Origin of the sequence: Sulfitobacter sp. 1A15106, assembly GCF_043556995.1 — a bacterium.
In the GTDB taxonomy this organism is placed as follows: domain Bacteria; phylum Pseudomonadota; class Alphaproteobacteria; order Rhodobacterales; family Rhodobacteraceae; genus Sulfitobacter; species Sulfitobacter faviae.
This window is the reverse complement of record NZ_JBIFFM010000020.1, coordinates 1-22126: the sequence shown is the minus strand read 5'-3', so window position 1 is coordinate 22126 and position 22126 is coordinate 1. Positions and strand designations below refer to the sequence as shown.

Below are 22126 nucleotides of genomic sequence, written 5' to 3'. Positions count from 1 at the left end.
ACGCTTTGCTGGGCCTTTGTAACGCGCCCCTCGGACGAAACCGCCGTTAGCGCGCGCCATATCAGCGGGCGAAACTTTACCAGAACGAAGTAGTTCTTCATCGCGTTCGCGCGCGGCAGCTTTCTCCGCTGCGCGGTCTTTGAACGAAAATCTGGGCGCCTTGGGTTTCATGTTGCCTCCCTCGCGTGAAGCTTATCATATCGATGTCGATTTCCTCTTGGGAAACCGGGACACCTGCGGCCTGCCTGTGCCGCACTTGCAAAATGTGAAAAGTGCCAACTGAAGATATTAGCCTCTTCAACCATGCGGGAAGATCTGTCGAGCGGTTACATGTCACCGGCCTTCGGAGCAATTGCTTCGATTGCAAAAGTGCGCCAGAACCTAAATCTGGCGCACTGAGGGAGAACAGCGATCTCTGATCTACTGTTACTTAACGGCTGTCGTTGCCGGGACCGTAGCCACCGTAGATGTAGCCCTCGCCGGGGCTGCGCTCTGCGGAGCGGGTGCTCATGACTGTGTCGGCGTCGAAGCTGTTGTCGGCTGTGCTGAATGTAATGTCATTGGCTTTGGTCGACTCAAGGGGTGCCAGCATGCGGGCTTCATCACCGTAGGTCTTCTCAGCACCGATCGAGGTATTTAGGAAGAGGTCCTGGCGGTAGGTCGATGTGTCAGCCAGAGCGGCAGTGGAAATCAGTGCGGCGGCGGCTGTTGTCATAATCAGTTTCATTCTGTGATCCTTTGATCTTACGACTGTCGCGTGATTGCGACTTCATCGTTGCTGGGGGCGTAACGGGATCAGCATGATTAATGTTTCTGCAGTGCAGCGCACACGGTCTGTGCATCAACAAACAACTCACCGATCTCGCGAAACGGCCTACATCGACGTAGAGGCTTTACGCGGATATCTGGTCACCTGTGGCCAGCCTGTGCCGCACTTGCAGACAGACCGGCGCTCGAACTCGTGTTGGGTAATACCGTCGGGCACATTGCCAGGCCTGCAGGTCACCGTATGACCGCACTCCCAACATCGAACCTCGATGTGAGTGATGCCGGGTGAGAACAGTTCATCAATGGTGGAGGTCATATCTGATCGACATACGCCCTTGGCATCATGCCGCCAATACAGCGGCCGCGAGGGTTTCTCCCTCAAGCTCTTCCTGTGTGTCTGCGCAGGTGTCGTCCCCGCATCCTCCCATAAAAACCGCTATGTCTTGGGTTTTTTGAAGAGAAGGGCGATGGACAAGATTGCTGGCCCAACGCCAAAGATCTAACCCTAAGGAATAGTGCAAAGTTGGAGAAACCTTTAGGCTCAGGTTATGCCCGACGCGGACTTGGACAGCATGACCATCATGATGGAAGCGAGCCATAAACCTGTGATTGGACAGTTTTTGCGGTTGGACTTCTTTATGAGTCGACAGAAACCGGTTTGATCCCTACCTTTAAGTTAGGAGCCAGCGCTTTGCGTCTGCTGGCCTATTGCGCAAGATATCAGGCTAAACGCGCAAACCTTTAGGCAAAGGTCTCGCAAACTATTAGGCGTGGATAGTAGAATTTTCTCAATGGAAATGAAGGCACCGCGCAAGATTACGCGGCATCCTACAGGGGGTGTAGGCGCCCGCAAAGCGCCAGCGCCGCTGCCAAGTCTTAAAACGATAATCCGCCGCGCCGCTTAAACAGCGGCGCGGCGGATTTTTTTAAATCAGGCTAGTTACCCGATGATACCGTTCAGCGTATCGGAGGGGCGCATCACGCGGGCGGTTTTCTCCGCGTCGGTGTGGTAGTAGCCGCCCAGATCGACAGCCGTGCCTTGGGCCGCGGCAAGCTCGGACAGGATGTCGGCTTCCTTGGCAGCCAGTTCCTTGGCGATGGGCGCGAACTCTGCGGCGAGCTCCGCGTCATCGCTCTGCGCGGCGACAGCTTCGGCCCAGTAGCGTGCGAACCAATAGTGGCTGTCGCGGTTGTCGGGCTCACCCACCTTGCGCGAAGGGGAACGACCGTGGTCGAGGATACCCTGCGTCGCGGTTTCCACGGCATCGCCCAGCACGCGCGCCTTGTCGTTGCCGCGGGCATCGGCGAGGAACTTCAGGCTTTCGCCAAGGGCGCAGAATTCGCCGAGGCTGTCCCACCGCAGGTGGTTCTCTTCCACCAACTGCTGCACGTGTTTGGGGGCCGAGCCGCCCGCGCCGGTCTCGAACAAGCCGCCGCCGTTCATCAGCTTCACGATGGACAGCATCTTGGCCGAGGTCGCCAGTTCCAAGATCGGGAAGAGGTCGGTCAGGTAGTCGCGCAGCACGTTGCCGGTGATCGCGATGGTGTTCTCGCCCTTGGTGATGGTCTCCAGCGAGGCGCGGGTGGCTTCGCGGGGGGCCATGATCTCGAACTTGTCGGCAACGCCCTGTGCCTCAAGGATCGGCTTCACGTAGGAGATCAGCTCGGCGTCATGGGCGCGATTTGCGTCCAGCCAGAAGATCGCGCGGCAGCCCTCAGCCTTTTGGCGCGAGATGGCGAGGTTCACCCAATCCTCGATCGGCGCCTTGCGCGCGGAGGAAGAGCGCCAGATGTCACCGGCGTCGACCTTGTGCTGGTGCAGCACGGTGCCGTCGTCGAGGATCATCTTAACGGTGCCCGCTTCGGCCAGTTCGAACGTGGTCGGGTGGGAGCCGTATTCCTCGGCCTTCTGCGCCATCAGGCCGATGTTCTGCACCGTGCCGGCGGTGGCCGGGTCGAGCTTGCCGTTTTCCTTGAAGAAGTTGATCGCCTCGTCATAGACCGGCGCATAGGAGCTGTCGGGGATCACGCAGTTGGCGTCATGCTCTTTGCCGTCCGGGCCCCAGCCCTTGCCGCCAGCGCGGATGAGCGCGGGCATGGAGGCGTCGATGATCACGTCCGAAGACACATGCAGGTTGGTGATCCCCTTGTCGGAATCGACCATATACATCGGCGGACGCTCTTCCATGCAGGCGTCGATGTCGGCCATGATCTCGCTCTCGCCCTTCACGCGCTCCAGCAGGTCGCCAAGGCCGGAGTTGGGGTTCACGCCCAGTTCCTTCAGCTTTGCGCCATGCTTTTCAAATACCGGCGCAAGGTAGGCTTTGACCGCGTGACCAAAGAGGATCGGGTCGGAGACCTTCATCATCGTGGCCTTGAGGTGCAGCGAGAAGAGAATGCCGTCTTCTTTGGTCTTCTCGATCTGGGTGTTGAGGAAGTCCTTCAGCGCGGCCGCGCTCATGAAGGTCGCGTCGACCACGGTGCCGGCGGGATACTCAAGCCTCTCTTTCAGCACCTTTTCCCCGTCCGCGGTTTCCAGCACGATCTTGGCGCCAGTCGCGGCGTCGAGCGTGGCCGAAACTTCGTTGGAGAAGAAATCATTGCCCGTCATGGACGAGACATGCGTCTTGCTGTCGGCGGTCCAGTCCCCCATGCGGTGCGGGTTGGATTGGGCAAAACTCTTCACGGCCTTGGCCGCGCGGCGGTCGGAGTTGCCTTCGCGCAGGACCGGGTTAACGGCGGAGCCTTTGATGCCGTCATATTTGGCGCGCACGGCTTTTTCTTCGTCTGTGCTTGGCTCTTCGGGGTAGTCGGGCAGCGCGTAGCCTTGGGCCTGAAGCTCTTTGATCGCGGTGACCAGCTGCGGCACGGAGGCAGAGATGTTCGGCAGTTTAATAACATTCGCCTCGGGCGTCTTCACCAGACGGCCCAGTTCCGCCAGATCGTCCGACTGGCGCTGTTCTTCGCTCAGATGCTCAGGGAAGGTCGCGAGGATACGGCCCGCGAGGCTGATGTCTTTCGTGCCGACGCTCACACCGGCGGCTTCGGCGAACTTTTTGATGATCGGCAACAGCGAGGCAGAGGCCAGCTCCGGCGCTTCGTCAACTTTGGTGTAGATGATATCGGACATGATTGCTCCAAATTGCTGCATTTGCTGCCCTGATAGCGGAAGAGGCGGCGAAGGTCGACGGTATACCGCAGTATGCGGTGAGGTCGTTTCAGGAAAAAGCGGATTTCAGCCTTTTGAACGGGTCACCTAGCGCAACCCGCGCGCTGCCGCCTAGCGGGCCACGCTGCGCAGTTGCAGAATCTGCATCCCAATCGCCATGGCCGGGCCGATCCCCACCGCGAAAAGCAGCGTGCCGAGGCCCAGGGTGCCGCCCAAGGCCCAGCCGATGGCGACGACGGACAATTCGATGCTCATGCGGACCAGCGCGATGGGTTTCCCGGTGACCCGTTGCAGCCCCGTCATCAACCCGTCCCGCGGCCCGGGGCCAAGGTTTGCCACAAGGTAGATCGCACCGCCAAAGCCGGTCACAAAGACGCCGGTCAGCGCCAGCACGGCATTCGCCAGATAGCTGTCGAAGTGGGGCAAGATCGGTAGCGCATATTCCAGCACCAGCGCCACGATCACCGCGTTCAGGATGGTGCCGATACCGGGCGTCTGCATCAGCGGGAACCAAAGCAAAAGAACCACGGCGCTGATCAGGAAGGTCGCAAAGCCAAGGCTCCACCCCGTGATGCGGGTCACCCCTTCGGCGAAGACGGTCCAAGGGCTGACGCCGACGCCCGCGGTGACCAAAAGCGCCTCCCCCAAGCCAAACATCACCAGTCCCAGAACCAGAAACACCATCGAGGCCAATGGCGGCCTGAGCGTGAAGGCTTTAGGCGAACTCCACCGCAGCCGGGGAACAGAGGTGACAGACAGGAAACTCACGGCGCGACCTTCGACGGAATGCTCAAGATGCCCTGTTGTTCCAGTTCACGTCAGAACCGGCAAGGTCAATCTAGCCTGCGCCCCTCACCGCCAGCGCGAAAAGCCGAAGGTCATATAATCCTTCTGATAGGCCTCTGCCGTCAGCGCCTCGATCTCATCGTCATAGATATCGCCGAGCGTGAAGGGTCCGGGTTCCACCATCTGGGGCACGGCGGGCACGGTGGCATGGCCTTGACCCGCAGCCAAAGCGGGGAGTTCGCTGGCCAACTCCTCTTCGCGGAGGATGCGGTCGGGCAGGCAGAACGCCCCGAACCCCGCAATGGTTTGGGCCTGAGAACACCATGCAGCATCCACCCGGATCGAGGTTTGCCCGGCCAGATTGCCTTTGAGAAACTTCAGGAAGGCGACAAAGGCGGCGCGATGCGCCTCACGGTCATGTTCGGCGTCGGGGCCATCCTTTGGCAGCGGCACCTTGTAGCGCCGCATCAGCGTGTTGCGCAGCTGGCGGTAACTGCCCTCCCCCGTGGTCAGGATATGGCGGCAAAAGGCATCATGTGCGCGCAGGGCGGGATGGCGCAGCACGGTAAAGCCGCGATGGCCGGGCATTTTGCGTTTCCACTGGCGCAGCTCTTTTTGCGACATCTTATCGCGCAGCGCCTCACGCGGGACGCCATCGAGGGCGGCGAGCCAGTCCAGCACCTGATCCTGCGGGCCGGATTTAATCGGCAGATAGATCAGGCCGCTGGTCGCCGCTGCCACATAAGAGGGCACGTTCGGCCCGCGCCGTGCCTCGAAATTGGGGGTGCGGGTCAGATCAAAACGATCGAGCCGCGCCAGCGCCTCCAGCATCTCGTCATAGTTGCTTACCTTGGTCGAGATCGGGCTGGGGTTCTGTTTCTTGAGGTTCTTGTCCAGCCCCTCCAACTGCTCATCCACGCCAAGATAGCGCGCAAGCCCGTTCATCACCTCAACGCTTTGCAGGTCTTCGTAGGCCACGTAAAATGCCGTTTGGCCGGAGGTTTGCAAACGGTTCAGCAGCGTGATCTGGAACTGCTGAAGAGCATCCAAATGGGCACTGAACTCATCGGCATCGAAGACGGCCTGCGCCACCTTCTGCGCCTTCATATCGGTCAGTTTCCACTGCCCCGTGGCCTGGGCGATCTTCCAACTGACATAGCTGTCGACCGGGTTGCGCGTGAGCACGATCTTAGCGCAGCGCTGATCCTCGACGATATCATCGAAAACACGCGGGTCGTGGTCGTGGAAATAGCGGAAACCGCCCAAAGCATCCTGCTGTCCCCGGATCGCCGCCAGCAGCTTGGTGGGGTCTTCGTCCCGCGTGGCCTGATCAACGCCAAGGATGGGCTCGCTTTTGGGATAGCCCATGAAGAAAGGGTTGAACGCCTCCCCATGACAGGCGATCCCGGCAAAGGCGTTCAGGTTCGCCTCTAGGAAGTTGGACCCGGTCCGCATCTCGGCGAAGACCACGAAACTGTCGAATTTGTCGCGCATGGGTTATTTCACCAGATAGGGTTTGGGGGAAGGTTTGGCATCGGCGCTGCCCCCTTGGGCGACCGAAAAATCGCCGACCATATAGGGGTGCATGCCTTGGTTCTTGAGGTTCTGGAGGAACTGGCCAAAGCCGCTCAGATCAACCATGCGCGGCGCCTCTGACAGGCGGCGCAGACGGGGGCGGCCAATTTCGTCAAGGATATCTTGCAAAGGCTCCATCGGTGCTTCGATGAAATCGGCCATGGTCCAGACCCGCACGCGCGCCTTGGTATAGGGCGAATTCAGTACATCCAAATGCGTGCTTTCCGTCTTTTGCAACTTGGCGGCCAGACGGCGGATATCTGCGAAATCAAGGTTCGAACGGAACAGAGGCACCGCCCAAGCGCCGGTGATCACCGAAATATGCGCATTCGGGTCTTTGGCCACACGCCAGTTGATGTCTTGATTGTCCATCGGGCCGAACTGAAAACACTGACGCTCGCCCCGGGTGTTCCAGATCAGATTGGTCAAGAACGCACTGGCATTGTGATCGCGCAGCACCGGGTTATCCGACAAAGTACCATTCAGCGCGGTCTCCCCGCCCGCGAAATGCACCCGGTCGGGCGCAAAGAGATGCCCATGCACGCGCGCCCCGCTGGCCCGGCTGAGCCAATGTTCGAAATCCTCGAAAATCTCGGTAAAGCCCTGAAACATCGAATAGGGTGCGGCGGTAACGCCATTCTCCCAATCCTCGTTGGGAAAACGGCTTTGCATATAAAGCCCCGCACGGCCCTGGGTGCGCCTCTCCACCGCCTTGGCAAAGATGCGGTCGATCTTGCCGGGGTTCGGCTCGGTCTTTTTCATCGCACCGGCAGGGTCGGTTAGGAAGGCCTCATAGAGCCTGTCGGCATGGGGCCAAATCTTGCGTGCTACGAAACAATCAGAGCGGCGCAAAAGCTGGAGGTGATCGTCGTAAAAGATATGCGGTTTGCCCTGAAAATCGAACTTAGACAGGGTCAGCGACCGGCTTTCGATCTTGCTGGAATAGAGCCGTGCAAGGGTCTGGAAATAGCTTTCGTCCGGGATCCAAACATGGCGAAAGAACTTGTCGTAGGTGGGCCGGTCGGGGTCTTGCAAGATCGCCGACAGGGTGCGCCGGGTCAGGCACCACCATTGCGAGCCCATATGCGGCACGATCCCGCGCGGCATCCGACGTTTCAACCGCAGCAGGCGCTGCACCTCGACCGCGCGGTCGAACAGATAGCGATTGCGCCGCCATGAAAAGGGGAAGCGCAGGGTAAACCGCTCTGCATCCAGCCCGCCCACGGTCCAAGGCACATCTGCCGTGGTGGCGCTTTCGATGAAATCAGTCTGGGGACGGTCCTCAAGATAGTCGATCAACTCCTGCACCGGGCGCAGCGGCAAGCAAGAGCCGGAGGCCAGATAGACATGGCGCACCTTTGGAAAGCGCGAGAGCATCATCTCCGCCGCCCCCTGAGAGGCGGCAACGATCCCCCAAGTGCCCCATTCGCAGCGTTTGCGCGGGCTAAAGCAGACATCCTTGAGATCCGACAGCGCCGCCACGAAGGCATCATGCGCCCGCCGGGGCACCGCCTTGTCGATATGGATCACCACCGGACAGCCCGCCGCCGCCCAATGGCGCGCGACCTGCTCGGCCCGGTCAAAAGCGTTGTGCACCAACATGACGATCCCGACGCTCATGCCCAGTTCCCCTTGGACATGAGGCCGAGGATCTCAAGCTGCCGCCAATTGATATAGCGTTCCGACCATTTGCACCAAAGCTGCGGATCGTCTTTCAGCTGTTCAGCATAGGCTTTGTATTCGACCGAAGCCGCGTAATGCTCGCTACGCTGCAACTCCTCCGCCGCCTTGGCCCCGAAGGTGTCGAGGAATTTAGCGTGCAAGAGGACGCCCGAGGCTTTCTCTCCGCCCCATTCGTCATAGACCTGATTAAGCCCGCGCGGCAGCAGCATATGGGTCGAGCTGACATAGGCATAGCGCCGATCCCATTTGACCAGCGGCACCTTGTTCAGCGCGGGCGCCTTGGCAGGCGCGTCAGGAAAGAACACCCGCGCCCGTGGTCCGCCCTGTATCCAGAGATTCCCAAACCGCCGATTGCGCGAAATGGTGTAGTTGCCACTGTCGAACCATGCGGCGATCTCAATCGGGTTCTGCCCCGCCTGATAGGGTTTCTCGTCAAGCCGCCCCTTGGGATACATATCCAGCAGCATCGCCGAAAAGCTCTTGATCGAAGAGGCATCGAGCCAATCGGTCAGCGCCCGCAGGGGGCGCGTGTCACAAAAGGGGTAGACCAAAAACTCATCCGGATCGACCGTCAGCGCCCAATGGCCGTGGGCGTATTTCATCTGCAACCAGTTCAGCCAATCCACCCCAAAGCGAGAGCGTTTGTAGCTGGCCTTGGCGCTCCAGACCGAGACATCGGATTGCTTGGCCAGATAGTCGAGAGCGCCATCATCGCTGTCATTATCGACAAAGAAGAAATGCCCGACGCCCATCTCGCGGTAGTATTTCAGGAAATAGGGCAGCCGGATCGCTTCGTTGCGCTGCGTGCAGAACAGCAGAATATCGTCAGCTTTGATCTGCGCCGTCCGGTTCGCCACAGAGGTCAACTCGCGCCGCTTGCGGAAGGCGCGGATGCGCCAGCGCTTGCGTTGCAGCCGCAACCGATATGACTGAATTAAGCCCAAACCGCCCCTTACCTATCGCGTCTGACCGCCCCTCTACCGCGCTATCACGTCGACTTTAACACGGTCTTGAAGTGTTCGGCCCATGTTGGCGCGATAAAAGTCGTCGCTGGGCGCGGGTCTGGCACAGATGCGGCCCATTCTTCGATTGTTCTGATCCATGAATAGGGTTCGCTCAGGGGCGCGTAAACGGCTTTGTCACCCAAGACCTCATGCAAGACCGGTAAATCGTTGCATAAAACACGCGTTCCAAGGCTCAGCGCCTCTGCCGGGGGCAGGCCAAACCCCTCTGCATGGCTGGGGAAGAGCATCCCCGCCGCCCCCTGCACCAAGGCCGCCAATCCTGTGTCACTAAGGTTCGCCAGCTCTCGCATAGGGTCGTTTTTTGGCAGATGGTCGAGCCGGTCGAAAACCGCGCTGTTGTTCCACCCCCGCGCCCCGCAGATCAGCAAGAGCGGCGCATCAGGCCCCATCTTTTGCCACAGGTCCAGCAAAAACCCGTGGTTCTTGCGCGGCTCGATCGTGCCGACAACGACGAAATAGGGGCGCTCTGGCGGAAGCCCCGCAGGTAGCTCGCCAGCATCGGGCGCGGGCAGATCGACGCCAAGATGCGCGACGACGGCAGGTGGAACCCGCCCGCGCATCTGCGCCTCGCTGCGCTGCCGCGTGTCTTGTGAGTTGTAAATCACCAGATCGGCCTGCGCGCTCACCCGGTCGATCTTGGCCCGAAACGGCGCAACGGAGCCGGGGCGTTGATAGGCGGGATATTCCAATGGGATCACGTCATGGATCAGAACGGCACTTCGCCCCCGCGCCTGTTTCACGGCGCCCAGAACCCGATCCGTCAGATTGCTGTGCCCGACATTCAGATAGGCAAATCCCGGCGGCAGATGCCGGGCAAGCATCGCGGGCAACCCGGCCGGAACGCAGCGCGCGACAGCCAAACGCCGCAAGTCGCTTTCCGCCCGGCTCAGCGCCACGGCACGCCCCCGCGGCAGGCGCGAAAGCAGATCCGCCCGCCCCCAAGGAACGCGCCCCGCAAGCCGATCCTGAAAGCCCCGCATCCCATCGCGGTCCAGCAGGGCATAGCCCAAAGCGGTGCGCGCCACTCCAAAAAGCGGCGCGTCCTCTGTCAAAAGATGTGAGAGATAGGCCAGTTCGACCCGATCCACCCCCGTCGCGCCCCGCCCAACCCGACGCAAACTGCGCGTCAGGTCCAACAGCCGCGCGGGGGGAGACTGAGGCTTTTGCAAAGGCCCGCTTCCCGCCCCTACTGCGCCGCGCGGTCGACTTGCGAGATGCTTTGCAGATAGGCCGAAAGATCGTCGCGCAATTCTTCACGGGCAAGGCCGAAGGCCACGGTCGCTTGCAGAAAGCCCGCTTTAGAGCCGCAATCGAAACGCTGCCCGCGGAAACGGAAGCCATAGACATCGCGGTCTTGCTCGATCTCTTGCGCGATCGCATCGGTCAATTGAATTTCACCGCCCGAGCCGGATTTCAGCTTATTCAGGTTCTTCAAAACGGTCGGCGCCAGAATATAGCGCCCGATCACCGCGAGGTTCGATGGTGCTTCGTCGACGGCAGGCTTTTCAACCATGCCATTGACCTTCACACGATCACCGCGTTCTTCGCTGGTATCGAGAATGCCGTAAGAGGACGTGCGGGAAGGTTCCACCTCCATCGCGGCGACCATGCTGCCGCCGGTTTCCTCATAGGCCTCGACCATCTGTTGAAGACAAGGTTTTTCCGCCGCGATCACGTCATCCGGCAGCATCACTGCAAAGGGCTCATTGCCGATCAAACGGCGCGCGCACCAGACCGCATGGCCCAAGCCCAGCGCCTTGTGCTGGCGAATATAGGCGATTGCGCCACTGTCCATATTGGTGCTTTGCAGCGTCTCCAGAAGCTCGGTCTTGCCCTTTTTGCGCAACTCCTGCTCAAGCTGCGGGGCGTGATCGAAGTAATCTTCCAGCGCGCCTTTGCCGCGCGAGGTCACGAAGATGAACTCTTTGATCCCGGCGGCGCGCGCCTCATCGATTGCATATTGAACCAAAGGCCGGTCGACGAGGGTCATAATCTCTTTCGGCACCGATTTGGTGGCGGGCAGAAAGCGTGTCCCCATGCCTGCAACGGGGAAAATCGCTTTTGTAACCTTCTTGCGCATTTTAATCCTTACAACTTATTCGAAATATACAGAACGCCACGGTCAATCTACCTGCGTCTTTCTACCGGCGATGATCATCGCCGAAACCGCGCTGTCTGGCAACTCGCTTAACTTCCCTTTGCAGCCTGTCGAAGCGCCGAGTTAAGCGGAAAACCGCGTCATCCCGTGTGGACTTTCCGTATATTCCACCTGTTTGCAGCCAGATAGCGTGGGCCGGATCAAAGGCAACGCGGTGATAAAGCGCCGTCGGCGAAAGGTTGATCAGGGTCACGATCTCACCCGATAATGCCCGTTTTGCAGCCCTTGCCCGGTCTCGCGCCAGATTAATAGGCCGGGTGCACATGGCCACGCTGCGCCGGGCGCGGGCGGGAAAGGGGCGGAAAGCGCTGCTGGCTGTCTGCGGCAGGGTAACGCGGACGATAGGGCGCTTCCCCCCTTCGGCGTGCCCCTCGTCCAACCTGCGCAGCAGCCTTGGCACATCACGCGGCTCCAACCCGCCGCTTACCAGATGGCGCAGCAGACGACGGCGCTCTTGGGCGCGCAGATGCGCCCAATGAGCGGCACGGTCCTGCGCGGGCAGATGTTTGCGATGAAACACGGCCCAGCTCGCCCCGATATCGAAAAGATCGCGCGGCACGCGGTTGGCGCTTCGCATGGCGTTGGCGGCGAAACCGTGGTGGACCTCGGCCAGTGGCACGATTGCCGTGGCATGGCCCGCCCGCGCCAGCCGCATATTCAGATCGGTCTCATCAAGATAGTAGTGAAAGGCCGGGTCAAAGCCGCCCATTTCCACCAGGACATCGCGCCGAAAGGCCATATTAGTGCCTTCGGTCTTGATTGCCCCCCCGGGCGGAGGGTGCAGGATGCTGAGGGTTTCAGGGTCGACATCGAGCGTTTCCGGCTCTCCGAAACCACTCAACCGACGCGCGCGATATTGGAAAGAGATGCCGTTTCGCCCTCGCACGAAACCGGTCATCGCCGCGACCTCGGGCAGTTGCGCAGGCTCCAGCAGGTGGCGTAGCCATTGCGGCTCGGGCACCGCATCATCGTCGATAAAGGCCACGACCTCCCCCGCAACCTCGGCAATCCCAAGGTTGCGCGCGGCAGAGATATTCGGCCTGTCGAAAGGGACCAGTTTCAACGCCCCGGCGAAATGCATGGCGCGGGCCACGGCAATCCCGGCGGGATCGGCCACGATGATGACCTCGAAAGGGGTATATTGAAGCTGTTCCACCCCCGTCAGGCAGCGCCGCAATGCTTCGGGCCGATTCCGGCTGACGATCACGATGCTGACAGGCACGCCGCTTTCAAGCGTGGCACTGACGGGGGTGGCGGTCATTCCAGACCCATTTTCGCCATCATGGCTTCGAGCTTTGGCACGTCTTCGGGGTTGTTCAATTCCCAAAACTCGCGCCCCTTGGCCTCGACCTCCGCACAGAGCACGGCGCGGCCATTTTCAAGAAAACGCAACTGCTCCAACCCTTCCAACTGCTCCAAGGGGCCGACAGGCCAGCTTGGGTATTGGGCCAGTGCATCGGGGCGGTAGGCATAGACGCCGACGTGGTGGAAGACCGGGGTCATATCCGTCTCTGCGTAGGGCTTTCCGGTATAGGGAACGACCTCTTTCGAGAAGTAGAGCGCCTGATTGTCGGCGCCGAAAACCGCTGTGGTGCCGCCCACGCGGCCCGCCTTACGGTCGGCCAGAAGACTGTTCAACGTGGCCCCGTCACAGCGCAGAACCGGGGTGGCGATCTCGGCCTCGGGGTTGTCTGTCAACCCCTGCACCAGCCCTTCGACGAACCAATGCGGCGTCAGCGGGGCGTCACCTTGTAGATTGACCACGATGTCATAGCCCCCGCCCAATGCGGCATGGGCCTCGGCACAGCGCTCGGTGCCGTTGGCGCAGCTTTCCGAGGTCATCACGACCTCGGCACCGAAGCCTTCGGCGGCCTCCCGAATGCGGTCGTCGTCGGTGGCCACCACCACGCGGTCGACGCCCGACACCGCGCTGGCGGCCCGCCAACTTCGTTCGATCAGGGTCTGTTTCTGGCCCGACGCCCCGGTGAGCGCCACCAGCGGCTTGCCGGGATAGCGGGTTGAGGCATAGCGGGCGGGAATGACGATCAGGGCTGACATCAGCCCGCCTTCAACTCAACGCCCGGGGCATGGGCGATGAAGAAAGGGTTCGCGAAATCTTCTTTGCCGTAGGTCAGGGGCGTGAGATCGTCAAAGCGCACCACCGCGCCGCCTGCCCCGTTCAGCACCGCATGGCCCGCGGCAGTGTCCCACTCCATCGTGCGGCCCAAACGCGGGTAGAGATCGGCCTCTCCGGTCGCGACGAGACAGAATTTCAGCGACGACCCCGCCGAGGTCATGTCTCGCACAGCGTATTTACCGATGTAATCATCGGTCGCCTGATCACGGTGAGATTTGGAGGCGACGACCATCAAGGCCGCATTGTCGGGGTTAGAGACCGAAATCGCCTTGGTCTCCCCCACCTGCCCCTTGTCGAATGCGCCGACCTCTTCGACCGACTGGCCATCGGCTTGGGTAAAGAACATCCGGGCTTTGGCGGGGGCATAGACCACGCCGCGCGTCGGCACGCCGCCTTCGACCAGCGCGATGTTCACCGTGAAATCCCCGCGGCGATGGACGAACTCTTTGGTGCCATCCAGCGGATCGACGATGAGAAAGGTGTCGCCCTTGGCGGAATGGGTCGCAGCCTGCTCTTCGGTCACCAACATGACATCGGGGAAAGCGGCGCGGAGCCCGTCGGAAATGATCGCATCGGCGGCTTCGTCGGCGGCGGTGACGGGGCTGTCGTCGGATTTCGATTTCACCTCGAAATCGTCCTGACCGTAGATCTCCATGATCTTGTCCCCGGCCTCCAACGCCAGCCGCCGCATTTCCGCGACCAGTTTCTCGTAATCCATTTTGCCTCCGGCCCTGCGGGCTGTCGTTGCTTCAATTCACTGTTTCCCTTATGCTGCGGAGCTAACGGAACAGCAAGAATTCCGTGCCACGCTAGGGCTTCGTCAAGGACGCGCGCATGTTCCAGTCTTCCAGAAAGCCGAAATCCGGCATCGGTTCTGCCCTCGCCATCGCGGAACTGGTCTACCATTCCGTGGTGCGCAACGTGCGCAAACAGCACAACAATGCCTTCATCGCCATCGCGATGAACATGCTGCAAACGGTGATGTTCGTACTGGCCTTCTATGTGATGTTTTCGATCCTCGGGATGCGCGGCTCTGCCGTGCGGGGTGACTTTCTCATCTATCTGATGTCGGGGATTTTCCTCTACCTCACCCATGTGAAGGCTCTGGGCGCGGTCGCGGGGTCTGAGGGACCGGCAAGCCCGATGATGCAGCACGCCCCGATGAACACGATCATCGCCATCGCATCGGCGGCAGTGGGCTCGCTCTATATCCAAGTGCTGTCGCTCTTCGTGATCTTGTTCATCTATCATGTGGCAGTCACCCCGATCACCATAGATCAGCCTTTTGCCGCTTTCGGGATGATGCTGACCGCGTGGTTTACCGGCTGCGCCCTTGGTCTGGTGATGCTGGCGATCAAACCGTGGTTCCCGTCCTTCGTGACGATTTTCTCAACCGTCTATCAGCGCGCCAATATGATCGCCTCGGGGAAGATGTTCCTCGCCAACTCCCTGCCCGGCTATATGCTGGCGATGTTTGACTGGAACCCGCTGTTTCACAGCATCGACCAAGCGCGCGGCTTTGCCTTCATCAATTACAACCCGCGCTACACCAGTTGGGAATATCCGCTTTGGGTGGGTCTGGTGCTTTTGATGATTGGGCTGATGGGCGAATTCTATACCCGCCGCCATGCGTCGATCAGTTGGAACGCCCGGCGATGAGACTTCTGGCACTCTTCCTCTGCCTTTGGGCATTGCCTGTCTGGGCGACGCAGGATGCATGGCCCGCCCTGCATGACGTCAGCGGTGTCGCGGCGGATGACGTATTGAACATTCGCGAAGCCCCGAGTGCCAGCGCCCCGATCATCGGTAGCTTCGAGCCTGACGCCCAGAACATCGAAGTGATCCGCCCCGATGACCATCACGGCTGGGGCTTGGTCAACACGGGCGAAGGGAGCGGCTGGGTCTCTCTGCGTTTCCTCACCCGGCAAGCGGGCCAATGGGCCGGTGCGATGCCACCCGTGGCCCATTGCGGCGGGACGGAGCCGTTTTGGTCTTTTGAGGTGACTGGCGAGACGTTGAGCTATGACGCCATGACGGGCGGCGCACGCGATTACCGCATCACGCAGTCTGGCCCGGCGCAGGGGCGGCGCGACAGTTTTCACATGATCGCCGAGGGGCCGCAGGGCGCGGCCATCGCTACGCTCACGGCGCGGGCCTGTAGCGATGGCATGTCGGACCGCGCCTATGGGCTGGCTGTCAACTTCCTTTTGCAGGGAAATGATGGCTGGCAACATCAGACAGGGTGTTGTTCGCTTAGCCACTGAAGCGACGGACTTTTTAAAAAAGTCCGTCACCGTTCTCTTTCAAAGAAAACGCTACTCCACCACGCGCAGCGTCAAGTTGATCCGCCCGCCTTTGGGCAGCAATGTCGAGGTGCCGGGCTTGATCCGGTCCACGCCGTGATAGGTCAGCCGCGCATCACCGCCCATCACCACCACATCACCCGATTGCAGCCAGATCGATTCCGTCTTGCCGCCTCGGGTTAGGTTGCCGATCCGAAATAGGCCATCATCCCCCAGAGAGACCGAGACCACAGGCCACTGAAAATCCGCCTCGTCCCGGTCCTGATGCAGCCCCATACGCGCATCGGCATCGTAGTAGTTGATCAGGCAGCATTCCGGGCGGCGCTCCAACCCGGTCAACTGATCCCAAATCGCCATAATCGGCACCGGGATCTCGGGCCAAGGCTCACCGTCGGGGTGTTCGGTGACGTAACGATACCCACGCCGATCCGAAAACCAGCCATAGCGCCCTGCCGCGCTCATCCGGACCGACATACGCCCGCCGCGCGGCACTTCGGGGCGAAAGAACGGCGCCTGACGCACCACGCCGCGCACCGCCTCCAGCACCTCCTGCTGGGCCGCTCTTCCTAGAAATTCCTTGTGAATATCAAAGCCCCGGAGGCGCAAAGCAGTCATTTTTCGTTCTTCCTCACTCGTTTAGCAAAAACATCACGGAATCGCGACCATCCAGACCAGCCAATGGTTGCAGGGTGCAAATACCCTCCCTATATACGCTCCGAACCGTCGAAGGCACGTGGTCTTCGATGTCAACAGATCGGGGCAGGATGCCAAAACGGGTCCGCGCCTCGTGTCATCGCCTTAGATTCAAAGAGGGATCGAAACATGTCCAAAGTAATCGGTATTGACCTTGGCACCACCAACAGCTGTATCGCCATCATGGATGGCAGCCAGCCGCGTGTGATCGAAAACGCCGAAGGCGCGCGCACCACGCCGTCGATCGTCGCCTTCACCGACGACGAACGCCTTGTCGGCCAGCCGGCGAAACGCCAGGCGGTCACCAACCCCGAAAACACAGTCTTTGGCGTCAAGCGCCTTATCGGCCGCCGCAACGACGATGCGGATCTGGCCAAAGACAAGAAAAACATGCCGTTCAACGTCATCGACGGCGGCAACGGCGACGCATGGGTCGAAGCCAAGGGTGAGAAATACTCCCCAAGCCAAATCTCGGCCTTCATCCTCGGCAAGATGAAAGAAACCGCAGAAAGCTATCTGGGTGAGGAAGTCTCTCAGGCGGTTATCACCGTGCCTGCATACTTTAACGACGCCCAGCGTCAGGCCACCAAAGACGCCGGCAAGATCGCCGGTCTCGAAGTGCTGCGCATCATCAACGAGCCGACAGCCGCCGCGCTGGCCTACGGTCTCGACAAAGAGAACACGCAAACCATCGCGGTCTATGACCTTGGCGGCGGTACATTCGACGTAACCATTCTTGAGATCGACGACGGCCTGTTCGAAGTGAAATCCACCAACGGCGACACCTTCCTCGGTGGTGAAGACTTTGACATGCGCATCGTGAACTATCTTGCGGAAGAGTTCAAAAAGGCCAACGGCGTCGACCTGACGCAAGACAAGATGGCGTTGCAGCGTCTGAAGGAAGCTGCTGAGAAGGCGAAAATCGAACTGTCCTCCTCCAGCCAGACCGAGATCAACCAGCCCTTCATCTCGATGGGCAAGGATGGCTCGCCGCTGCACATGGTCATGAAGCTGACCCGCGCCAAGCTGGAAAGCCTCGTCGGTGACCTGATCAAAGCTTCGATGAAGCCCTGCGCCGCCGCGCTGAAGGATGCCGGCCTGTCCGCGTCCGACATCGACGAAGTCGTGCTCGTGGGTGGTATGACCCGTATGCCGAAGGTGGCCGAAGAGGTCTCTAAATTCTTCGGCAAGGAGCCGCACAAGGGTGTGAACCCGGACGAAGTCGTGGCCCTCGGTGCCGCCATTCAGGCCGGTGTTCTGCAAGGCGACGTGAAGGACGTGGTCCTGCTCGACGTGACTCCGCTGTCCCTCGGCATCGAGACGCTCGGTGGTGTCTTCACCCGTCTGATCGACCGTAACACCACGATCCCGACGAAGAAGTCTCAGGTCTTCTCGACCGCCGAAGACAACCAGAACGCCGTGACCATCCGGGTCTTCCAAGGTGAGCGTGAGATGGCTGCCGACAACAAGATGCTCGGTGCCTTCAACCTTGAGAACATCCCGCCTGCGCCCCGCGGCATGCCGCAGATCGAAGTGACCTTCGACATTGACGCCAACGGCATCGTGTCGGTCGGCGCGCTCGACAAAGGCACCGGTAAGGAGCAGAAGATCACGATCCAAGCTTCGGGCGGTCTGTCGGATGCGGACATCGAACAGATGGTCAAGGACGCGGAAGAGAATGCCGAGGCGGACAAGTCCCGTCGCGAGCTGATCGAAGCGAAGAACCAGGCGGAATCGCTGATCCACTCGACCGAGAAGTCGCTGGAAGAGCATTCCGATAAAGTCGACCCGACCACCGTCGAAGCGATCGAACTGGCCATTGCCGCGCTGAAAGACGAGCTGGAAACAGACAACGCCGACAAGATCAAGAACGGCATCCAGAACGTCACCGAATCCGCCATGAAACTGGGCGAAGCCATCTATAAGGCCGCTCAGGAAGAGGGCGGCAGCGAGGACACGGCGCAGCCTTCGGATGCTCAGCAAGCCCAAGGTGGCGATGACGACATCCTGGATGCCGAGTTCGAAGATCTGGACGACGACAAGCGCGCGTAAGCGTGTGAAACGGAACCTGTGAAAGGGCCGGTCCGTCAGACGGGCCGGCCTATCACGTTCCAGCGCAGGAGCATGATAACCCATGGCAAAACGTGACTACTACGAGGTGCTTGGCGTTGCCAAAGGGGCCTCTGCCGACGAGATCAAGAAAGCCTATCGCCGCAAGGTGAAGGACCTCCACCCCGACCGCAACAAAGACAACCCCCAAGCCGAAGCCCAGTTCAAGGAAGTGGGCGAGGCTTATGACGTGCTCAAAGACGGTGACAAGAAAGCCGCCTATGATCGCTATGGCCACGCCGCCTTTGAAGGTGGCATGGGCGGCGGGCGTCCCGGCGGCGGCATGGGCGGCGGTCAGGGCGATTTCTCTTCGGCCTTTTCCGACGTCTTCGACGACCTCTTCGGCGACTTCATGGGCCAACGTGGCGGTGGCGGCGGACGCCGTGCCGCACGCGGGGCCGATTTGCGCTACAACCTGCGCATCTCGCTCGAAGATGCCTTTTCGGGCATGCAAAAGTCGATCACCGTCCCGGCCTCCGTCCAATGTGACGCCTGTGACGGCAGCGGTGCCGAAGGCGGCGCGGAACCTTCGACCTGCCCCACCTGTTCGGGCATGGGCAAGGTGCGCGCGCAGCAAGGTTTCTTTACCGTCGAGCGGACCTGCCCGACCTGTTCCGGAATGGGGCAGATCGTTAAGAACCCTTGCAAGAAATGCCGCGGCGCGGGCCGGGTTGAGAAAGAGCGCACGCTCTCGGTCAACATCCCCGCGGGCGTCGAAACCGGCACCCGCATCCGTCTCGCTGGCGAAGGCGAAGCGGGCATGCGCGGCGGGCCGTCGGGTGATCTCTACATCTTTATCGAGGTGGCCGATCACGAATTGTTCGAACGCGACGGACCGAACCTCTTCTGCCGTGTTCCGGTGTCGATGAGCACTGCCGCTCTGGGTGGCAATATCGAAGTGCCCACCATCGACGGGGGCCGTGGCCGCGTGCAGATCCCCGCGGGCAGCCAATCGGGCCGCCAGATGCGTCTGCGCGGCAAAGGCATGCCGCCGTTGCGTGGCGGTGGCGTGGGTGACATGATCATCGAACTGGCGGTCGAGACCCCGGTGAACCTGACCAACCGGCAGAAAGAACTGCTGCGGGAGTTCGAGGGCGAGGCCCAGAACAACAACCCCGAGAGCAGCAACTTCTTCTCTTCCGTCAAATCCTTCTGGGATTCGATGAAGGGTTAACCATTGGGGGGAGCCGTGGATGCGGCTCCCCTTTTTAGGCAGCGTGGTGAACGAAGTTTTAACCGTCCGTTAACCGAATAATAACCACTTTGGCGCGACACTCCGGGCATGAGCCGTGCCCCGAGAACCTTGGCTGATCAGCCCCTCCCCTATCTGCTGGACGAAGCGCACAGCCCGCCGTCCAATACGGGCAAGCAACCCTCCTATATCGCGGATCACCGCCAGCGCCTGCGCAGCCGTTTCATTGACGGGGGCGCGGCGGCCATGCCGGATTACGAGATGTTGGAGCTTGTCCTCTTCCGCGCCATCCCGCGCCGGGACGTAAAACCGCTGGCGCGCGAACTGCTCGACCGGTTCGGCGATTTCAACCGCGTCATCACCGCCCCCGCCGCCCGGCTGCGCGATGTCAAAGGCGTCGGAGAGGCGGTGATTGTGGAGCTTAAGATCATTGAGGCCGCAGCGCAGCGGCTGGCCCGGGCGAAGGTGCTGCAACGGCATGTCGTTTCCTCATGGGATGCGCTGCTGGACTATTGCCACACCACCATGGCCCATCTGGAGATGGAGCAGTTTCGCGTCCTCTACCTCGACCGGAAAAACATCCTCATCGCCGATGAGGAACAGGCGAAGGGCACGGTGGACCATGTGCCGGTCTACCCGCGCGAGGTTGCCAAACGTGCGCTAGAGTTGAACGCCAGCGCGATCATCCTCGTGCACAATCACCCCTCGGGCGATCCCAGCCCGTCACGCGCAGACATTGACATGACCCGGCAGGTCGCCGCCGCCTGTGACGCCTTGGGGCTAACCCTGCATGATCACCTGATCATCGGAAAATCGCGCGAGCTCAGCTTTCGCAGTGAGGGGCATTTATAGCGGGGTGTGCCTAGCGGACCCAAACCTCGACTCGCCGGTTGGCCTGGCGGCCCCATTCGCTGTCGTCACAGGCAATCGGCATCGCCTCCCCAAAGGCATCGACCCGCAAATCGATGCGTGACAAATTAGCGGTGACCGCAGCCGCGCTGACCGCGCGCTGCACCGCTTCGGCCCGGCGCAAGGCGATTTCGCGGTTGGCCCGCGCGACCCCCTCGCCATCGCTGAAGCCCACGAACATCAATCGCCGCGCATCATATTGCCCCTGCTCCAAGGCCCGCGCCAATTGCTGCACGTTTGACCGCGACTGCGCATCAAGCCGGATCGACCCGGCCTCGAAGCGGAAAGAGGTGGTGAGCCGCGCCATCGGCACAAGCGTCGCCGTCATGCGCTGCAACTCTTCCAGCGGCGTTTCCGCGCCCGCCGTGATGATCGCATTGGCAAAGCGGTTGCCCTGCTCCTCAACCGGGATTTCCTCGGGCGTTTGATCCACGAAACCGGCCCGGCGGATCACGATCTGGGCCGAAGGGCCACGGGTGAAGGCCAGAAACTCGCGCGTGATCAGCGGCAAGCGCCGGGCGGGGAAATAGAGGAACATCGGCGCGGTCAGCGGGTAATCTTCGGTTTTGATCGTCCGCCGTGCGGCATCCAGCGCAAAACCGCAGTTGCCGCCAAGGGTCAGCACCTCGGTCTCACCCTGTTCGGCATAGCTGGTGATGCCAAGGGCAAAAACATCCCGCGCGACCGCTTCAGCCAGCGCATCGGGCATGGCATGGCGGGTGACATCGGCGCTCAGTTCCAGCCCGGCGGGGGTGAGCACCTGATCCACGATCGCTTGGCTCAACCCGCTGTCGGCGGTGGGCAGATGCAACTCAATCGGTGCGTCCGGCCCGCCGAGGCGCTGCCAATTCTTGATCTCGCCCGAGAACACCCGCGCCAAGGTCAGCGGCGAGATTTGTCTCACCGGGTTGGACGGGGCGACCACGGGCACCACCGCATCAAGCGCCAGAACCCGGCTGCGATTGGCACCGGTCAGATCGCCCAAGCCCGCCTCACGCGCGTTGATCCGCTCTTCACGCCGCACCTCGCGCAGGGCCATCACGACATCGGCCTCATCCGCCAGCAGATCGGCAAAGCCCTCGTTGGTATTGCTCGCCCGGAAATCGAACCGCGCGGCAAGCTTGCCGTCATCCTCACGCGAGAGCAGCAGCGCGAAGTGCCCGCTGTCCCCCTCTTCGCGGCTGACGGTATAGCCTTGGCGCGCGGCGAAGGCCTCGATCAGCGCGGGCATCAGCACCGCCCCCATGGTGGCGGAGCCCGAGAAGCGCACCTCGGCCACGAAATCCGCAAGGTTGGGGCAGCCCGGACCGGCGCAAGAGACGCCGCTGCTGTCGACGGTCAACTCGCCATAGTCCGTCTCGACGCGGTAGAATTCGCCGTCGAACCCCAGCAGGGTGCCGCTGAGTTCGACGCTGCCATCGCGCGAGGTCAGTGCGATGTCCTGCGCTGCGGATGCGCCCGCCGTAAAAAGCAAAAGTGCGGCGCTGATCGCCGCACGTTTCAACCCGTTCATCTAGACCTACCCGGTTGCGTCAGTTCTGCGGTGGTGTAACTTCAGGTCTGGAAATTCATTTGATGCTGGCGCCATGAGCTTCTGCCGGGGCGCGCCCCGGCAGAAG

Annotated in this window: 18 protein-coding genes; 5 read left to right on the top strand and 13 right to left on the bottom strand. The window is 61.0% G+C overall.

Annotation, left to right across the window (positions count from 1 at the left end; all coding sequences use genetic code 11):
• Positions 1–430 precede the first annotated feature (430 nt).
• The 11 genes from ACGYKA_RS19355 to cysQ form a co-directional block, all read right to left on the bottom strand.
• Positions 431–727, bottom strand: coding sequence for a hypothetical protein (locus tag ACGYKA_RS19355; RefSeq protein WP_394407885.1), 297 nt, complete (start codon positions 725–727; stop codon positions 431–433).
• 981 nt (positions 728–1708) lie between these two features.
• Positions 1709–3898 (bottom strand): NADP-dependent isocitrate dehydrogenase, encoded by a 2190-nt coding sequence (locus tag ACGYKA_RS19350; protein ID WP_394407888.1) that lies wholly within the window; start codon positions 3896–3898, stop codon positions 1709–1711.
• Positions 3899–4048: 150 nt separating this feature from the next.
• Positions 4049–4705, bottom strand: a complete 657-nt coding sequence (locus ACGYKA_RS19345) for a YitT family protein (RefSeq protein WP_394407891.1) — start codon at positions 4703–4705, stop codon at positions 4049–4051.
• Positions 4706–4789: 84 nt separating this feature from the next.
• Positions 4790–6217: a nodulation protein NodH gene (locus tag ACGYKA_RS19340; RefSeq protein WP_394407894.1), complete on the bottom strand. Its 1428-nt coding sequence runs from the start codon at positions 6215–6217 to the stop codon at positions 4790–4792.
• Positions 6218–6220: 3 nt separating this feature from the next.
• Positions 6221–7918: a beta-1,6-N-acetylglucosaminyltransferase gene (locus ACGYKA_RS19335; protein WP_394407897.1), complete on the bottom strand. Its 1698-nt coding sequence runs from the start codon at positions 7916–7918 to the stop codon at positions 6221–6223.
• Positions 7915–8901 (bottom strand): glycosyltransferase family 2 protein, encoded by a 987-nt coding sequence (locus tag ACGYKA_RS19330; protein ID WP_394407900.1) that lies wholly within the window; start codon positions 8899–8901, stop codon positions 7915–7917. The genes ACGYKA_RS19335 and ACGYKA_RS19330 overlap by 4 nt, the downstream gene beginning before the upstream one ends.
• Before the next feature lie 68 nt (positions 8902–8969).
• Positions 8970–10175 carry a glycosyltransferase family 4 protein gene (locus ACGYKA_RS19325; protein WP_394407903.1) on the bottom strand — a complete coding sequence of 402 codons (1206 nt, stop codon included), beginning with the start codon at positions 10173–10175 and terminating at the stop codon, positions 8970–8972.
• 17 nt (positions 10176–10192) lie between these two features.
• Complete coding sequence (gene galU, locus ACGYKA_RS19320) at positions 10193–11086, bottom strand: UTP--glucose-1-phosphate uridylyltransferase GalU (protein ID WP_209216861.1); 894 nt, start codon at positions 11084–11086, stop codon at positions 10193–10195.
• Positions 11087–11147: 61 nt separating this feature from the next.
• Positions 11148–12425 (bottom strand): glycosyltransferase family 2 protein, encoded by a 1278-nt coding sequence (locus tag ACGYKA_RS19315; RefSeq protein WP_394407905.1) that lies wholly within the window; start codon positions 12423–12425, stop codon positions 11148–11150.
• Complete coding sequence (locus ACGYKA_RS19310) at positions 12422–13222, bottom strand: 3-deoxy-manno-octulosonate cytidylyltransferase (protein ID WP_271688588.1); 801 nt, start codon at positions 13220–13222, stop codon at positions 12422–12424. Before ACGYKA_RS19310 ends, ACGYKA_RS19315 begins: the two co-directional genes overlap by 4 nt.
• Entirely contained in the window at positions 13222–14019 is a 798-nt protein-coding gene (gene cysQ, locus ACGYKA_RS19305; RefSeq protein ID WP_394407908.1) for a 3'(2'),5'-bisphosphate nucleotidase CysQ, read from the bottom strand. The genes ACGYKA_RS19310 and cysQ overlap by 1 nt, the downstream gene beginning before the upstream one ends.
• A gap of 116 nt (positions 14020–14135) precedes the next feature.
• Between cysQ and ACGYKA_RS19300 the strand changes: the two genes are divergently transcribed.
• Both ACGYKA_RS19300 and ACGYKA_RS19295 read left to right on the top strand, forming a co-directional pair.
• Positions 14136–14960 (top strand): ABC transporter permease, encoded by an 825-nt coding sequence (locus ACGYKA_RS19300; protein WP_067264256.1) that lies wholly within the window; start codon positions 14136–14138, stop codon positions 14958–14960.
• Positions 14957–15565, top strand: coding sequence for a COG3650 family protein (locus ACGYKA_RS19295; RefSeq protein ID WP_394407911.1), 609 nt, complete (start codon positions 14957–14959; stop codon positions 15563–15565). Before ACGYKA_RS19300 ends, ACGYKA_RS19295 begins: the two co-directional genes overlap by 4 nt.
• 51 nt (positions 15566–15616) lie before the next feature.
• Here the strand turns inward: ACGYKA_RS19295 and ACGYKA_RS19290 are convergent, their stop codons facing one another.
• Entirely contained in the window at positions 15617–16219 is a 603-nt protein-coding gene (locus ACGYKA_RS19290) for an alpha-ketoglutarate-dependent dioxygenase AlkB (protein ID WP_271688592.1), read from the bottom strand.
• Between the two features lie 207 nt (positions 16220–16426).
• On the opposite strand from ACGYKA_RS19290, the gene dnaK reads away from it, so the two are divergent.
• From dnaK to radC, 3 genes are all read left to right on the top strand, one after another.
• Positions 16427–18349 (top strand): molecular chaperone DnaK, encoded by a 1923-nt coding sequence (dnaK, locus tag ACGYKA_RS19285; RefSeq protein WP_271688593.1) that lies wholly within the window; start codon positions 16427–16429, stop codon positions 18347–18349.
• An 82-nt stretch (positions 18350–18431) separates the two neighbouring features.
• A complete protein-coding gene (gene dnaJ, locus ACGYKA_RS19280) occupies positions 18432–19580 on the top strand; it encodes a molecular chaperone DnaJ (protein ID WP_067264268.1) in 1149 nt (382 codons plus the stop codon).
• A 108-nt stretch (positions 19581–19688) separates the two neighbouring features.
• On the top strand, positions 19689–20450 hold the full coding sequence (gene radC / locus ACGYKA_RS19275) for a DNA repair protein RadC (RefSeq protein WP_271688594.1): 762 nt from the start codon (positions 19689–19691) through the stop codon (positions 20448–20450).
• Positions 20451–20460: 10 nt separating this feature from the next.
• Here radC and ACGYKA_RS19270 read toward each other — a convergent pair whose 3' ends face one another.
• Positions 20461–22020 carry a substrate-binding domain-containing protein gene (locus ACGYKA_RS19270; protein WP_394407914.1) on the bottom strand — a complete coding sequence of 520 codons (1560 nt, stop codon included), beginning with the start codon at positions 22018–22020 and terminating at the stop codon, positions 20461–20463.
• Between the last annotated feature and the right edge of the window lie 106 nt (positions 22021–22126).

Coding starts and splice junctions, on each gene's coding strand:
- ACGYKA_RS19355 (WP_394407885.1), bottom strand. CDS start 727: ATGAAACTGATTATGACAACAGCCGCCGCCGCACTGATTTCCACTGCC.
- cysQ (WP_394407908.1), bottom strand. CDS start 14,019: ATGGATTACGAGAAACTGGTCGCGGAAATGCGGCGGCTGGCGTTGGAG.
- ACGYKA_RS19315 (WP_394407905.1), bottom strand. CDS start 12,425: ATGACCGCCACCCCCGTCAGTGCCACGCTTGAAAGCGGCGTGCCTGTC.
- radC (WP_271688594.1), top strand. CDS start 19,689: ATGAGCCGTGCCCCGAGAACCTTGGCTGATCAGCCCCTCCCCTATCTG.
- ACGYKA_RS19270 (WP_394407914.1), bottom strand. CDS start 22,020: ATGAACGGGTTGAAACGTGCGGCGATCAGCGCCGCACTTTTGCTTTTT.
- ACGYKA_RS19295 (WP_394407911.1), top strand. CDS start 14,957: ATGAGACTTCTGGCACTCTTCCTCTGCCTTTGGGCATTGCCTGTCTGG.
- ACGYKA_RS19350 (WP_394407888.1), bottom strand. CDS start 3,898: ATGTCCGATATCATCTACACCAAAGTTGACGAAGCGCCGGAGCTGGCC.
- ACGYKA_RS19310 (WP_271688588.1), bottom strand. CDS start 13,222: ATGTCAGCCCTGATCGTCATTCCCGCCCGCTATGCCTCAACCCGCTAT.
- dnaK (WP_271688593.1), top strand. CDS start 16,427: ATGTCCAAAGTAATCGGTATTGACCTTGGCACCACCAACAGCTGTATC.
- ACGYKA_RS19335 (WP_394407897.1), bottom strand. CDS start 7,918: ATGAGCGTCGGGATCGTCATGTTGGTGCACAACGCTTTTGACCGGGCC.
- ACGYKA_RS19290 (WP_271688592.1), bottom strand. CDS start 16,219: ATGACTGCTTTGCGCCTCCGGGGCTTTGATATTCACAAGGAATTTCTA.
- dnaJ (WP_067264268.1), top strand. CDS start 18,432: ATGGCAAAACGTGACTACTACGAGGTGCTTGGCGTTGCCAAAGGGGCC.
- ACGYKA_RS19340 (WP_394407894.1), bottom strand. CDS start 6,217: ATGCGCGACAAATTCGACAGTTTCGTGGTCTTCGCCGAGATGCGGACC.
- ACGYKA_RS19300 (WP_067264256.1), top strand. CDS start 14,136: ATGTTCCAGTCTTCCAGAAAGCCGAAATCCGGCATCGGTTCTGCCCTC.
- galU (WP_209216861.1), bottom strand. CDS start 11,086: ATGCGCAAGAAGGTTACAAAAGCGATTTTCCCCGTTGCAGGCATGGGG.